This window comes from Pseudomonas sp. PvP025, assembly GCF_017832155.1.
Taxonomy (GTDB): domain Bacteria; phylum Pseudomonadota; class Gammaproteobacteria; order Pseudomonadales; family Pseudomonadaceae; genus Aquipseudomonas.
The window spans coordinates 1,101,759-1,118,063 of sequence record NZ_JAFIBJ010000001.1; the positions used below are offsets into that span (position 1 = coordinate 1,101,759).

4 protein-coding genes are annotated in these 16,305 nt (G+C 67.4%); 1 reads left to right on the forward strand and 3 read right to left on the reverse strand.

The features are described from left to right. The first annotated feature begins 222 nt into the window (after window positions 1–222). Window positions 223–879, forward strand: coding sequence for a siderophore-iron reductase FhuF (gene fhuF / locus JOE32_RS04440; protein ID WP_245229189.1), 657 nt, complete (start codon window positions 223–225; stop codon window positions 877–879). Here fhuF and JOE32_RS04445 read toward each other — a convergent pair. The 3 genes from JOE32_RS04445 to JOE32_RS04455 are packed head-to-tail and all read right to left on the reverse strand — an operon-like array spanning window position 870 to window position 16,291. Next, window positions 870–2,510 carry a cyclic peptide export ABC transporter gene (locus tag JOE32_RS04445; protein WP_209981805.1) on the reverse strand — a complete coding sequence of 547 codons (1,641 nt, stop codon included), beginning with the start codon at window positions 2,508–2,510 and terminating at the stop codon, window positions 870–872. The genes fhuF and JOE32_RS04445 overlap by 10 nt on opposite strands. Further along, window positions 2,511–6,254, reverse strand: coding sequence for a non-ribosomal peptide synthetase (locus JOE32_RS04450; protein ID WP_209981807.1), 3,744 nt, complete (start codon window positions 6,252–6,254; stop codon window positions 2,511–2,513). Beyond that, window positions 6,251–16,291, reverse strand: a complete 10,041-nt coding sequence (locus JOE32_RS04455; protein WP_209981810.1) for a non-ribosomal peptide synthetase — start codon at window positions 16,289–16,291, stop codon at window positions 6,251–6,253. Before JOE32_RS04455 ends, JOE32_RS04450 begins: the two co-directional genes overlap by 4 nt. Window positions 16,292–16,305: the final 14 nt, after the last annotated feature.

The following is a 16,305-nucleotide window of genomic DNA, read 5'->3' on the forward strand; positions in this document are numbered from 1 at the left end:
GCTGAAGATGTCCGGTCGTTGGCGACGTTGAGTTTGCAGGGGAGGGAGGATAGGATCCGCCAATGCTAATCGCTTGCATTCATAAGGGAAAGCCACAGGAGCATCGGTATCGAATTTCCAGAATGGCTCAAGCAGGCGTGGCCGCCGATTCAGCGGGTCATCCAGCTTGACGCGAATGACCAGCCTTTTCTCGCGCTGAGCCGCGTCTCCGAGCCGGCGCTGCTGCAGCCGGTGCTGGCCGAGTTCGCCCTGCGTTACCCCGGCGTCAACAACGCGGCGGTGGTGTCGCAGTGGTCGATGAACTACATGAGCATCGTGGTGCCGGCCACCCTGGCCTGCGTGCTCACCCGCGAGCAGGCCATCGACTTCTGGAGCGACGACAGCGTGTTGCGCCTGGACGCCGGTCAGCCGCTGGCGTTGCACTTTGCCAGGCGCTTGCCAGCCCTTGCCGCCGCCGAGCGGGCCGACTACTTTTCGCGCTGGGTGCACGAGCACCTCGCACCCCTGTTCGCCACCCTGGCGCTGGCCGGGGGCCTGGCGCCGAAGATCCTGTGGGGCAATTTTGTCGCGATCTGGGACGGCGCCTTCGCCCGGCTCGACCCGGACCTGTCCCGCCCAGGCTTTGCCGAAGCGCACCGCTGGCTGGAACCGGTCAGCGTCAACCACGGCCGCCTGAAATTGCGCGGCCTGCAACGCCAGGTGCCGTCGCCCGCCCCCGAGATTTGCCCGCAGCTGCCGCTGCGTCGGCATTGCTGCCTGCACTATCAACTGCACCCGCTGGTGGAAGGCGAGCCGCTGGTGCTGTGCGAATCCTGCCCCAAACTGCACCGTTTGCCACTGGCCGAGCAGGTCAGTTACCTGCACTCGCTCTATGACTGAGCTTCCAGCGCCACGCCGGCTGCCAGCGGCGCCTCACTCAGGCGCCCGTGTTCGATGCGCAGCAGGTGGTCGGCGAGGCCGAAATACGCGTCGTCATGGGAAATCACGATCACCAGCTTGCCCCGTCCACGCAGGTCGGCCAGGATCCGCGTGTAGAAAAAGTGCTTGAACACCGGGTCCTGATCCGCCGCCCACTCATCGAACAGGTAGCACGGTCGGTCATCCAGATAGGCACTGAGCAACGCCAGGCGTTTGCGTTGCCCGGTGGACAGCGCCAGCGTGGTCAGGCGGCCCTGTTCGATCTGCACTTTGTGATCCAGTTGCAGGTGCACCAGGTAATCCTGCGCCTGCTGCACCAGCTTCGGGTTGTCTCCGTCGAACAGGTTTTCGAACAGGCAGAAGTCGGTGAAAATCGCCGAGAAGTGCTGGCGGAAATGGTGGTTGTCAGCGCTTGAAGACACTTGCTCGTCCAGCATCACCTCACCGCTCTCCGGGCGATACAGGCCGGTCAACAGCAGCGCCAGGGTGGTCTTGCCGCTGCCATTGCCGCCGGCGATGAACACCACTTCGCCGGCCTTCAAGGTGACGCTGATCGGCCCCAGGGTGAAATGCCCGTCCTCGCGCTCGCGGTAGTAGGTGTGGGTGACGTCACGGCACACCAGGCTGCGCACGCGCGTTGGCGCGAAGGTTTCCAGGCTTTCCTCGACGCTGTGCATCTGGCCCTCGAGCGCGCGGATCTTGTTCAGCGCAACGCTGGCGCGGCCCAGGGTCGGCACCGCGTGCATCAGTTCCGAGAGCGGCGTGATCATGTACAGAATCGCGAGGATATAGCCCGTCACCAGGCTCACGCTCAGGTCGATAAAGCGCGGCGCCACGAACAGCACCACGCCGATCAGCAGGTAGAACACCGCGTTGCCCCAGTTGAGCACCACTGCGTAAATGCTCATCCCACGCACGAAGTCGCGCCGGTACTGCTGGCTGGTCGGCAGCAGCAGACGGCTGAAAAAGTGCTGGCGACGCGGATGGTTCAGCTGCAGCTCCTTGCTGCCATCGGTGAGCAGGCGATAGTGCTCGAACAACTGGTCCTTGAGTTCGCGCGCGCGGGAGATCGAGGTCAGCGCCTTGCGCTGCGGCCAGTTGAAACTCAGGCTGCCGAGCACGATCAGCAACACCGTGAGGCCCAGCAACGGCAGGCTCAACCAGCCCAGGTAACCGAGGCAGGCGAGGATGATCCCGCCGTTGACCAGCAGCACCGGCACCAACTCCACCGCCTGGCTGATGGTTTGCGTGTCGTCGGTCAGCACCGCCAGCAGCCGGTGTTTGCCCAGGCGCTGCAATTGCGCGTAGGGCGTGTCGATCAGTTTGGCGCTCAGGTGCAGGCGCATATCGTTGACCGTCGCCTGGCCCAGGCGCAGCAGGCTGATGTCGGAAATGATCCGTGACACCGCCACCAGCAGCACCAGCGCGCCGAAGTACAGGCCATCCATCGGGCGCAACTGGTCGAACACCGTGAGGCTGTGGTTGATCATCGCGATCAACCCGGCCGCCGCGAGGCCGCAGGCCAGCCCGGTCAGCGTTGCCACCAGCAGGGCGCGCCACGAGCGCTTGGCCATGAGTATCAGCAAATCCATTCAAACTGCTCCGTCTGTCGCCAGGGCCGCAAGGCCGGCCGCCAGCTGTTGATGCACCGAGGGTTGCGCAAGGATGTTCAAGTGCTGCGCCTGCACCACTTCACGGGTGTACGCGCCGCTGCTCAACTGTTGCCACTGCGGGTCGGCAAAATCCGCCGCGCCCAGCGTGGCGTCCGCCCACCACACCTGCACCGGGCAGTGCAGCCGTGGCGGCTGGAAGCTGGCGAGCAACTGGCGGGTCTGTTGCTGATGGCCAAGCCGCGTGTGCAGGTGTTCCCAGCTGTCGCCGTCGAGCTGGAGACCTTGCTGCTGCGCCCATTGCGCGAGGGCGGGCAGGCGCTGCGCGGTGGGCAGGGCAGCCAGTTGCGCGGTCAACTCGGCCAGCGCCTGCGCCGGTAAGCCGCGCAGTAGCGCCTGGCTGTTTGCCGTGAGCGCCTGCGTGGCGTCGGCCAGCAGGGTCTCGATGCTGTCTTCATCGGCGCTGCGCGCGTACTGCGAGTCGAGGATGCCGAGAAACGCCACCTGTTCGCCGCACCGCTCCAGCTGCGCTGCAGCGGTGATCGCCAGCAGCCCGCCGAGGGAAAAGCCCAGCAAGTGATAGGGCCCGTGCGGCTGCTGAGCACGCATGTGCTCGATGTAGCGCGCCGCGAGCCCTTCGATATCGCCGCCGTCCACCGTGTCGTCGTCACCCAGTTTTTGCAACCCCCACAGTTGCCAGTGCGGCAGATGGGGCAGCAGCGCGCGGTAATCCTGCACATGCCCGGTGGACGGGTGAAAACAGAACAGATTCGCCCCCGCGCCCGGTGCCGACAGGCGCACCAGTGGCGACAGCTTGAACTCGGCCTGCACCAGCGCGGCAAACGCTGCCACGCTCGGTGCATTGAACACCGCGTTCACCGTAACCGGCGCCGCCAGCACCGTTTGCAGGCGGCTGGCCAGGCTCACCGCCGCCAACGAATGCCCGCCCAGGGCAAAGAAATCATCTTCGATGCCCACCCGCTCCAGGCCCAGCACCTGCGCCCAGGTCTCGGCCAGCAGCGCCTCCAGCGGCGTGCGCGGCAATGCACCGCCGACGCCGCCCTGCACCTGATCGGCCCATTGCTGCAGGGTCTTGCGGTCGAGCTTGCCGTTGCCCATCAGCGGCAACGCCTCGACGATGCGCAGGCTCGGCAGCATGTAGTCCGGCAGGCGGTCCTGGGCCTGGCCATGCAATTGCGCCACGCTCACCGAGTGCCCCGGCGCCAGGGTCACGAAGGCAAACAGTTGCGGGCCCAGTTCACCCTTGGGCAGGCACTCCACCGCCGCCTGGGCCACGCCCGGCAGGCCGGCAAGCTGCGCCTGGATCTCGTCAAGCTCGATGCGAAACCCGCGCACTTTGACCTGGCGGTCGCTACGGCCGGTGATTTCCAGGCTGGCGTCGTGGCGATAGCGCGCACGGTCGCCGGTGCGGTACAGCCGCTCGCCGTCGCGTTCGATAAAGCGCTCGGCGGTGTGGGGCGCGTCGAGATAGCCGCGCGCCAGGTGCGGCCCGGCGATATACAGTTCGGCGTGCTGCCCCGGCGCCGCGAGTTGCTGCTGTTCATCCAGCAGATACAAACGCATGCCGTCGAGCCGATCATCCAGCGGCAGGCGGCGGTAGTCACAGGCCGGGTCCAGCCTGTGCATGGCCACGCCGACGGTGGCTTCCGTCGGCCCGTAGTGGTTGAACAGCGTCAGCGTCGGCGCGAACTGGCGGATCGACTGCAGCAGGCGCCGCGAACAGCTCTCGCCGCCGAGGATCAGTTGCCTGCGCGGCAGCACGGCGGCGCTTTGTGCGTGCATCAGCCAGGCATCGAGCAGCGACGGCACGATTTTCAGATGGTCGACCGGGTACTGCGCCTGCCAGGCGGCCCAGGCCTGGGCGTCCATCGCGGTGGTCTTGTCCAGCAGGTGCAGTTCGCCGCCGCTGAGCAAGGCGGGAAACAGCAGGGTGTAACCCAGGTCGGCGGCCAGGGAGGTGACCACGGCGCTGCGTTCGCCGGCTTGCAGCTGCAGGCGCGCGGCCACGCTGGAGACATAACTGGCCAGTTGCGCGTGCTCGACGATCACGCCCTTGGGCACGCCGGTGCTGCCCGAGGTGAACAGCACATAGGCCGCATCCGTGGGCAGCACGTCGTCGCCCAGGTCGGTCATGGGCGCCTGTTGCCACACGGCGGTGTCGCGCAGGTCGAGGCTGCCCATCGACGCCAGCAGCGGCGCGCTGCCGGCGGCCCCGGTCAGCACAAAGCGCGGCTGCGCCTGTTGCAGGATCGCCAGGGAGCGTTGCGCGGGCTGGTGCACGTCCAGCGGCACAAAGGCCGCGCCGCTCTTGAGCACGGCGAGCATCGCCAGCACCATCGGCGCCGAACGGTCCAGGTACAGCGCCACGCGGTCCTCACGGCCGATGCCCTGGCCGCGCAGGTAATGCGCCAACTGGTTGCTGCGCGCGTGCAGCTCGGCGTAGCTCAGGTGCTGGTGCGGATCGCGCAGGGCCAGGTGTTCGGCAAAGCCTGCGGCGCAGGCGTTGAAGCGCGCCGGCACGCTGGCGAATGGCGGCGTGACGCGCTGCTGGCGTGCCGCGAGTGTCGCCGCAAAGCCCGGCGCCGCCAGCGATAGTTCGCCCAGCGGGGTGGCGGGGTGGGCGAGGGCGTCCAGCAGCAGCGATTGCAGTTGTTCCAGCAGGGTTGCAGCGGCCCGGGTGCTGTAACGGTTGGCCTGATGGCAGAGCGTCAGGCGCTGATCTTCGGCGATCAGCAGCAGCTCCATGCCGGCCGGGATTGCACACACTTCCAGCACCTTGAACGGGCTGGCGGGCGCATCCAGCGCCGGGCTCCACTGGAAACCATAAGGTGCCGAGATGTCGGCCGGCGAGTATTCCTGCCATTCGCCAACGTCCTCACAACGTCTTTGCAGCGCCGCCAGGGCCTCGCCGAACGGACGCTCCAGCGCCGGCTGCCACGGCAGCGGCAGGGCCTTGGCGAACAATCCCCAGCAGTCGGCCAGTTCTTCGTAGTCGTCACGGCAGTCATGCACCCAGTTAAGGGTGAGAGCCGGGCTGTCAGTGGCGCTCAACCGCTGCAACAGCACGCCCCAGGCGGCCATCAGCAGGTGTTCGGCGGGGGCGGCCTGGGCGTGCAACGCAGCGCTCAACGCGGGGTCGAGCATCACGCAGGTGGTCAGCGGCGTGTCGGCCTTGTCGCTGCGCACTTCGCGGTACAGCAGCTCGGTGCCGGCCTGTTGGCCCAGGGCCAGATCGGCCCAGTACTGGCGTCCCTGCGCCGCGTCGTCATCCGCCTGCAGGTCGTGAATCCAGGCGCTGTATTGGGTGTAGGTCATCGCCTCGGCGTCAGCCAGCAGCGGCTGCGCCAAATCCTGTGCCTGCGCCGAACCCAGCGCCTGCGCCAGGCGCAGCAGCGTGCCACGGTCGGCCGCCAGCGCGGGCAGTTGCAAGGTCACCCGTTGCGCCTCGGCGTCCAGCGCCTGCACGTCGATGCTGACCACGCTTGCGACGGCGACGCGTTGCAACGGCACCTGCATCCCCGGCTCGGGCCGAGTGTGCAGGCGCAATGCGTCATGCACCTGCGCCAGCGCCGCCAGCCGTTCACGCAATTGTGCCAGCGCGGTGGCGCCACGCACCTCCAGCACCAGGCGGGCCGGCGGCGCATTCGCCAGCCATTGGCTGCGTTGCTGTGGCGACAGGGCGAACGCTGCCTCGTGGTTGCTCATGGCTGTTCCCCCAGTTGTTCGCGGTTCATCATCTGCCCCATGGCCACGCAGATTTTGCGCTCGCCTTCAAACGGGTCGCGGGCATGGGCCACCAGCATATTGTCGAGCATCACCATGTCGCCCTTGTGCCAGGCAAAGCGCACCGCACAGGCCTCGTACGCGGCGCCGATCACGTCCATTACCGCGTCTTCGATCACGCTGCCATCGCCGTAATACACGTTGCGCGGCAGGTTGCCGGCGCCGAACAGGTTGATCAGGTTGCTGCGTACCTCCGGCTCCAGGCACGCGCTGTGGTGCAACTGCACCTGGTTGAAAAACGACGCTTCGCCGGTGTCCGGGTGCGCCACAATCGCCGGGCATTGCTGGGCGATCTTCAGGTTGTCCGCACCCAGCCACTCCCACTGCATGCCCGCTTGGCGGCACTGACGCTCGACCTCTTCGCGCTGCTCGGTCTTGAAGAAGTCCTGCCAGCGCACGTCCAGCTTGTCGGTGAAGTGCCGCACATACAAAAGGCCCAGGGCCTTGAAGCGCTCGACGATGTCCGGCGGCAACTGCGCCAGCACCTGGCGGCAGTCGACGATCGGCGTGCAACCGCCCCGTGGCGCCGGGATCTCGCAGAAGAACCACTGCTTGCGCGGCCATTGCGCCATGTGCGAGCTCTCGTTGTGGAACAGGATCATGTGCTGTTCCGGGTACGGTGTGGAGTGGTAGATATTCTTGCCGGATTTATTCTTCGGCAGGTCGCCGTAGGTGCCGTACAGGTCCGGCTCGATGGCCTGGGCGAACTGCTCGAAAGCGGCGGCATTCGGCAGGTTGAACCCGCGAAACAGCAGGCCGCCGTGGGTGCGCAACTGCGCATTGATCCACTCGCGCGCCTGCACCGCCCAGTGCACCGGGTCAAGGTCTGCCAGCAACGGTTCGATCACCAGCGGCAGCGGTTGCGCCTCGCCCAGGGTGCGGGTGCGCACCTGTTCGTGGGCCAGCGGGCTGACGGCGGTGGCGCGGGTGTTCTTCAGTTTGCTCATCTTCGACTGCTTGCGCTCGCTGCGCGCTTGGGTCTCATCGATGGCCGCCGGGGCGTCCGCGTGCAGGCGCCACGTCCAGTCCTGCAACGTCAGGCTGTCGAGCAGTTGCGCAAAGCCTTGCTCCAGGCGTTCAACGGTGTGCGCCTGCAACACGCTGGTGCGATACACCCAGCGCACCTGCAGGCCGCTGTCGTCTTCCTCGACAAACACGGCCAGGTCGAACTTGCTGGTCTGCTGCTGCGGCGCCAGGTGTTCCACCGCCAGGTCCGCCAGGCTGGCCGTTCCCTGCGGGGTGTTCTGCATCACGAACAGCACCTGCACCAGCGGGTTGACGCCCGGAGTGCGCGGCGGTTGCAGCGCCTCCACCAGCTTGTCGAACGGCACCTGCTGGTGCTGGAACGCGGCCAGGCAATCCTCGCGCAGGCGTTGCAGGCGGCTGTCGAAGGTATCGCCGGCATCCAGCCGTGCGCGGATCGGCAGCACGTTGACGAAGAAGCCGATCAGGTTTTCCAGCGCCGCCTGCTCGCGGTTGGCCAGGTCCGTGCCGACGATAAAGTCATTGGCGCCCGTGGCCCGCTGCAACAGGCTGTTGAAGGCATTGAGCAACAGCATAAACAGCGTCGCCTTGTGGGCCTGGGCATACGCCTTGAGCACCTGGGTCTGGGCCGGGGTGAAATGCTGGGTCAACAGCGCGCCTTGATAATCCGGCTGGGCCGGACGCGGCGCATCCAGCGGCAACGGGATCAGCATCGGCGCGCCGTCGAGCTGGCGCCGCCAATAGTCGATGGCACGCGCCAATTGGCGCTGTTGCGCTTCACTGCGCTGCCACTGGGCGTAATCGGCGTACTGGATCGGCAACGCGGTAAACACCGGCGTGGTGCCGCTGGCGTAGGCCTGGTAACCGGTGATCAATTCCTGCATCAGGATGCCCATGGACCAGGCGTCCGTGGCGATATGGTGCAGCACCAGTTGCAGCACATGGTCATCCGCGCCCAGGTGCAGCAAATGCGCGCGCAGCATCGGCGCCTGCTGCAGATCAAACGGCTGCGCCGAGTGTTGATCGATCATTGCCTGCAGGGCTTGCGGCTGCACCGTGAACGGCGTGAGGTCGAGCGTCGGCGCCGGATGGATCACCTGGCACGGCTGGTCGCCGTGCAAGTCAAAGCGGGTGCGCAGCGATTCATGCCGTTCCAGCACCCGCTGCAACGCCTGTTGCAAGGCGGCGATATCCAGTGCGCCACGCAGGCGCACCACGCTGGACATGTTGTAGGCCGCGTTCGGCCCCTCGAAACGGTCGAGGAACCACAGCCGTTGCTGGGCGTAGGACAGCGCCAGCGGCCGGTCGCGCGGCACCGGCACGATCTCGTCCTCGTCGGCCACCTGGGCCTGTTGATCCACCACCTGCGCCAGGTGCTCAAGGGTGCCGCCTTCGAACAGCACGCGCAGCGGCAGGCTGACGTTCAAGCGGCGGCGAATGCGCGAGAGCATCTGCGTGGCCAGCAGCGAGTGGCCGCCAATGGCAAAGAAGTCATCGTGCACGCTGACACTGGGCACGCCGAGAATGGCCTGCCACAGCTCGGCCAGCACTTTTTCGGTCGGCGTGCGCGGGGCAATCGACACGCCATCGGCGGCTGCGGCCTGTGGCAGATCCAGCGCGGCGAGAGCCCGACGGTCGACCTTGCCGTTGGCATTCAGCGGAAGCTGCGCCAGTTCCACCCAGCGCGCCGGCACCATGTAGTTGGCCAGTTGCGTGGCCAAATGAGCGCTCAGGACCGACTGCGCATCGCCATCAACGGCGCTGTCGAGCACATGGAACGCCACCAGTTGCAGCGCACCACGGGCATCCGGCAGGGCCAGCACTGCTGCGCTCTGCACGGCCGGGTGCTGCATCAGGCGGTTTTCGATCTCGCCCAGTTCGATGCGATGGCCACGAATCTTCACCTGCTGATCGCGCCGGCCCAGGTATTCGAGCACGCCATCGGCGCGCAGGCGGCCGATATCGCCGCTGCGGTAGAGGCGCGCGCCCGGCTCGAACGGATGGTCAACGAAGGCTTCGCGGGTGCGTTGCGGGTCGCGCAGGTAGCCACGGCCGACGCCGACGCCACCGATGCACAGTTCGCCCGGCACGCCGATGGGCACGCTGCGCAGCGCGCTGTCGAGCACAAACACCTGGTTGTTCGCGGTCGGTCGGCCAATCGGCATGTGCAGGCAGTCGGCGTCCGGTGCCTGGGTGATCGGGTAAAACGCCACGTCATCCGAACACTCGGCAGGGCCGTAGGCGTTCATCAACGGGATCGTCGGGAAGCGCGCAAACCAGTCCCGGGCCAACGCCGGCGGCAGTGCCTCGCCGGTCGGCAGCAGCCAGCGCAAGCTGGGCAGGCGGTGCTCGTCGCGGGCTTCCTGCAACAGGCCGCGAATCAGCGCGGGCACGGTTTCCAGCAGGGTCAGCTGCTGCGCTTGCACCGCATCGAGCAAGGCCTGCGGGTCATGGGCCTGGGCGTCCGGCAGGATATGCACGGTGGCGCCCACCAGCGGCGCGGCGAGGAACTGCCACACGCAAATATCGAACGCGGCGGAGGCGGTCTGGGCGATGCGGTCGTGTTCGCCCAGGCCCAGGGCCGGCACCTTGCCGAAGATGTTATTGAGCATGCCGCGCTGTTCCACCATCACGCCTTTGGGCGTACCGGTGGAACCCGAGGTGAAAATCACATAGGCCAACTGGTCGGGGTTGTGCGCGTAAGTCACCGCGGGCCGGGCCTCGCCTTGCCACAGCGTTTGCGCAACCAGGCAGGTCGGCTGCTTGAGCAACTGCGGCAGCACGCCCTCCAGCACGCCGCTGGCGCTGTCGCACACCAGCAACAGCGGCGCTTCGCCCAGGTTCAGCAGCTCGGCCAGGCGCGCGGCCGGCTGCTGGATGTCCAGCGCCTGGAACGCGGCACCGGCCTTGAGCGTGCCGAGCATCAGGGTCAGCAAGCTCAGGCCGCGCTCGGCAAACAGCGCGACCAGGGTTTCCGGGCCGGCACCGGCGCTGTGCAGGGCATGGGCGACGGCGTTGGCGCGGCGGTCCAGTTCGGCGTAGGTCAGGGACTCCTGCCCGTGCACGGCGGCGATCTGCTGCGGCCGGCGGCACACCTGCTCGGCGAACAAGGCGGCGTAACCCTCGGTCAGCGGGAAGTCGACCGCGCTGCGGTTCCACTCCACCTGCAGTTGCTGACGCTCGGCGGGCGCCAGCATGTGCAGGCTGCCCAGCGTTGCCTCGGGGGCCTCGAGCATGCTCGACAACAACTGCACCAGGTGCCCGAGCATGCGCTGCACGCTGTCGGCGCTGAACCGCTGGCTGTCATAGGACAGGCGAATGCCCAGGCGGTCGCCGGGGTACAGCACCACGGTCATCGGGAAGTTGGTGTGCACGCGGTCTTCATAGATGTCGATGCTGAAGGCGTCCAGCTGCACGCTGCTGATGTCCAGCGGCGCGTTTTCGAACACCACCAGGCTGTCGAACAGCTGCTGCCCGCGCGGCACGCCGCTGCTGCGCTGGATGTCCACCAGCGAGGCACTTTCGTGTTCACGCAGCCGCGCATTGTGCGACAGCAGCGCCTGCAGCCAGCCGGCGACCGGCGCTTCGGGGTCGACGTCGAGGCGCAGCGGCAGGCTGTTGATGAACAGCCCGACCATTTCCTCGACGCCGGCAAGCTCGGTGGGGCGACCGGCCACGGTGACGCCGAACAGCACGTCGCGATTGCCGCTGTAGCGCGACAACAGCAAGGCCCAGGCGCCCTGGATCCAGGTGTTGGGCGTCAACTGGTAGTGCTGGCACAGCTGCTGCAACCGTTGGGTCTGGCTGATGCTCAGGGTCTGGTCGAGGTCGCCGACCGCTTCCGGTGCTTGTTCCGCGCGGGCCAGGGCGCTGTCCAGGTGCAACGGCGTGGGCTCGCTGAAACCGGCCAGGTCCGCTTGCCAGAATGCATGCGCGGCGGCCATGTCCTGGCGTTCCAGCCAGCTCATGTAGCCGCGGAACGAGCGAAAGCGCGGGCGCGCCAGCGGTTCCTGATGCACAACCGCCTGATAGATCGCCAGCAGGTCCTCCATCAACAGGCCGAAGCACCAGGCATCGGTGAGGATATGGTGGAAGCTGCGCACCACGGCGAATCGGCGCTCATCGAGCTGGAACACGCGCAGGTGCGTCAACGGCGCCACGGCCATGTCGAAACCCTGCACGCGCTGGGCCTCCAGCGCCTGGTCCATGGCCAGGCGTTGCTGCGCATCATCCAGGTGCCGCAGGTCCTGCCAGTCGAACGCCGGCGCGGTGTGGCGGTACACGCACTGCAACGGCTCGTGGTCGTCCTGCCACCGGAACGCGGTGCGCATCATCGGGTGGCGGTCGAGGAAGACCTGCCAGGCCGTTTCCATGGCCGCGCGTTGCAGCACGCCGTCCCAGCTGTAGCGCTGCTGCATCAGGTAGATGCCGCTGTGGGGCTGCAGCAGGGTGTGCAGCAGCATGCCCTGTTGCATCGACGACAACGGGTAGACGTCTTCGAGGTTCGACCAGTCCAGCGGCTCGGCGGCGAGGGTTGCGGCTTGCCGGTGGCACAGCGGGAAGGCGTCGCTGTGGGGACGCAGCTCAGGCGCGGCCGCAAGTGCAGCAAGGCTTGCCAGGCGCTCGGCGAGTGGCGCGGTCCAGTCGGCGGCCAAGCGGCCTTCGCAGCGCAGGTGCAGTTGGCCGTCCTGCCAGTGGGCTTCGACGCGCAGGGCATGGGCCGTGGTCGGCGGCAGGTCGGCGGCGGTGACCTGCGCCAGCGCGCCGTGGGCTTCGCGGTGGCTGTCGAGGTCGCCGCGCCAGTGAATCGCGATATCCGCCGTGGGCAGATCGCGCAGCGGTTCCTGCAGGTAGGTGTTGTCCGACAGGTAGCGCAGCACGCCATAGTCGGCGCCGTGTTGCGGGTAGGCACGCAGTTGCGCGGCCACGGCGTGCAGGCGTTGCAGCGCGGTGACGGCGTCGGTGTGCAGGAACACCGGCACCGGCAGGTCCAGCGCACCGATGATGCGTTGCGGCTCAAGATCGGCGAGGGCGATGGGCGACTGCACCGGCAGGCGCTCAATGGCCGGACGCGCAGCGTACAGCTCCAGCGCCAGCAGGCCGTTGCCGCACTGTTCGGCCACGGCGGTGGCCAGCAGGCTGTTCCAGTCCAGGTGCAGCACCTCGGCCAGGCGTTTCAAGGCGCCGGAGGTCTGGCTGCTCAGGCTGTGTTCGATCACCTGGCTCGGTTGCTGGCTGGCGGGCAGTTGCAGCGTGTCCATCCCGGCAAATTGCAGCCAGTGTTCCCAGGCGTCATCGAGGGCATCGCTGTGGGCGTGGTCTTGCTGATGGCGCGCCCAGGGGGTGAAGTTGCCGCCGTGATAGGACAGCCGCACCGGCCGTTGCAGGCGCAACTGGCTCAGCGCCAGATTGAGGTCGGTGAGCAACAACGGCCACGAGGCGTCGTCCACGCACAGCGGATGCGCGGCCAGCAGCAGGTGCGCGTCGCCCAGCAGGCTGGCGTGCAGGCTTTGCCCGGCGTGCAGGTCCAGTTCGTCGACTGCGGCCTGGGCCAGGGCCTGTAATGAGTGCGGCAGGTATTCGCCGCTGCTGATCGCGGCCGCCTTGGGCGCTGCCAATACGCGCTGCTGCCAGCCCGCGTCGAACCCCAGGCGCAGGGCCTGATGATGCTGCTGCAAGGCGCCCAGGGCCTGGCCGAGCAAGGCACGGTCCAGCGGCTGCGCCAGGGCCACGCAGCGCCAGGTGGCCGTCAGCGGGCCTTGTTCCAGACGCGCGCGCTGGCCGGCGCCGAGGGGGAGCGCATAGCCGTCGGCTTGCTGCTGCGCCACGGTGTGGCTGGCATCGGCGCCGAGCACACGGGCGATGTCGGCGACGGTGCGGTTCTCGAACAGTTGCCGTGGGGTGAGCTTGAGGCCTTGCTGGTTGGCTCGCGCGATGATCTGCAGGTTCAGAATCGAATCGCCGCCGATGGCGAAGAAGTTGTCGTTGACCCCAACCTGTTCGCGCTTGAGCACGTCCTGCCAGATCGCCGCCAGCAGGCGTTCGACGTCGTTGCGCGGCGCCACATAATCGGCGTTGTCGTCGCGGGTGGCGTGGGGCAGTGGCAGGCGTTGCACATCGACCTTGCCGTTGCGGGTCAGGGGCAGTTCATCGAGGGTGATGAAGTGCGCCGGCACCATGTAGTCCGGCACGCGGCTGCTCAGGTCGTTGCGCAGCTTGAGCGCCGACAGTGACTGGCTGGCCACCAGATAGGCGACCAGACGCAGGCTGCCTTCCAGCTCGAGCGCGCGCACCACCACCTGTTCGATCAGCGGCGACAGGCGGCGAATCTGCGCCTCGACTTCGCCCAATTCCAGGCGATTGCCGCGAATCTTCACCTGACTGTCGACGCGGCCGAGGAACGCCAGTTGTCCGTCAATCAGCCAGCGCACGCGGTCGCCCGTGCGGTACCAGCGCTGTTGACGGGCATCCAGGTGGAAGCGTTCGGCGGTCAGGTCGTCGCGGTGCAGGTAACCACGGGCGAGGGCGCCGCTGATCAGCAGTTCGCCGCTGATGCCGGTGGCCACGTCGCGCCCCTGGGCGTCGACTACGCGCAGTTGGCGGTTCGGCAGCGGCCGGCCGAGGGCAATGCGTGGCTGGCCCGCCGTGAGTTCGGTGGCAATCGCCCCCACCGTCGCCTCGCTCGGCCCATAGTGGTTGAACACCCGCAGGCCGGGCGCCAGCGCGTTGACCTGGGCCAGCAGCGTCGGGCTCAGGGCGTCGCCGCCAAACACCAGCAGGGCCGTGGGCAGCAACCGCGCATCCGGCAGTGCCTGCAACAGCCCGCTGAGGTGGCTGGGGGTGATTTTCAGCACGTCCACCGGGAATTCGCTGAACAGCTGCGCCAGGGCCAGCGGGCTGAAAGCGCTCTCGTCATCCACCAGCAACAGGCTGGCGCCGCTGCACAGCGCGCCGAACAGCTGGGTGTGGCCGAGGTCGGCGGCAATGCTCGACAGCAGGCCATAACGCGCGGCGGCGGGCGGCTGCAGCACGCTGTGCACCGCGCTCAGGTAGTCGACGATGGCGCGGTGTTCGACCACCACGCCCTTGGGCGTGCCGGTGGAACCGGAGGTGTAGATCACGTAGGCCGCGTCATCCAGGCGGTGGGAAACCACTGGCGCGCTGGCGGGCTGGGCGGCAATCGCTTCGGCCTGTGCGTCCAGGCACAGCAGCGGCGTGTGCTCACCCAGGCGGGTCAGCAGGGGCGTTGCCGTGGCGCCGATCAACAGCGCGGCGCGGCTGTCCTGCAGCACGTCGGCCAGGCGTCCGGCGGGTTGTTTGAGGTCCAGCGGCAGGTAGGCGGCGCCGGCCTTGAGGGTGGCGAGCAGGGCGATCACAAAATCGGCGCTGCGCTCCAGCGCCAGCGCCACCAGGCTGTGACGGCCGATGCCCTGGGCGCACAGATGCTGGCTAAGGCGATTGGCGCGCTGATCGAGTTCGCCGTAGCTCAGCACACTGTCGCGGTCGCGCAGCGCCGGTTGCTGCGGTGCGGCGGCGGCCTGCTGTTCAACGCGCTGATGCAGGCACAGGTCGGGCACCGCAAGCGCCGCACCACGGCCGAGGGCTTGCAGTTGCTCGCGCTCCTGCGTACCCAGCCAGTCGAGATCCGCAACCCGGCACTGCGGCTGCGCGGCCATGGCCAGCAGCACCGTGCGCAATTGCGCCGACAGCAGGGCGATTTCCTCGTCGCTGAAACGGCTGCGGTTGTAGCTGAACAGGTAATGCAGTTGCTCGCCCGGCACCACGATCAGCGACAACGGGAAATGGTTGCGCCCCTGGGTCAGGGTCAGGCCATCGCTTGCGTGCTCGCGGTTCGGATCGGCGAAGCTCAGGCCACCGGCGTCCTGGTTGAGCGCGTCGGTGACCGGGAAGTTCTCGAACACCAGGATCGAGTCGAACAGCGCCTGCTCGGCGGCGATGCGGCTCATCGACTTGAGCTTGCCCAGCGGCAGATAGGCGTGGTGGCGCAGGTCGCTGTTGGCTTGCTGCAACTGTTGCAGCCAGTCCACCAGCGCCGGGCCTTCGGACCATTGCACGCGCAGGGGCAGGGTGTTGATGAACAGGCCGACGGTGCTGTCGATGGCGGTCAGGTTTTCCGGGCGACCGGCCACAGTGACGCCGTAGATCACGTCATCGCGCCCGGCGTGCTGGCCCAGCAGCAGCGCCCAGGCGCCCTGGATCAAGGTGTTGAGGGTGAGGTGATGGCGGCGGGCGAACTGCGCCAGTTGCTCGGTTTCCTCGATGCTCAGGCGGTGTTCGCGTTCGGCGCACGGCGCGTCGGCAGGCGGGGCCAGACGCAGGCCGAAGTCGGGCAGCGGGGTCGGTTCGCTGACATCCTGCAACTGCCCGCGCCAGAAGCTTTCGGTGGCGGCCATGTCCTGCTCGGCCAGCCAGGCGATGTAGTCGCGGTAGGCGCGGGTCGGCGGCAGATTGGCCGGGCGGCCGTGGGCGTGTTCGTAGTAGAGCGCCAGCCATTCCTGGATCGCGATGCCCACGCTCCAGCCGTCCATGATGATGTGATGGAAGGTCCAGATCAGGTGCCAGCGCTGCGGTTCGAGGCGTACCAGGGCCAGGCGCATCAGCGGCGCGTCGTTCAGCTCCAGCGGTTCGGCGCGTTGTTCAAGGGCCAGTTGCGGCAGGGCGGTGTGGCTGTCGCTGCGGCCCTGCCAGTCGAGTTCGCTCAACGGCAGGTTCAGCTCGGACTGCACCACTTGGTAGGCATCGTCGAGGTCTTCCCACAGAAACGCGCTGCGCAATACCGCGTGGCGTTGCATCAGGGCCTGCCAGGCGGCGCGAAACGCCGGCAGTTGCAGCGGGCCATGCATGTCCAGGCTCAGTTGCTGGTAGTACACCCGTGAATCGGGCTCGACCACGCTGTGAAACAGCAAACCGTGCTGGGTCGGCGACAGGGAGTAGATGTCTTCGATGTTGTTCATGGTTGTGCGATCCA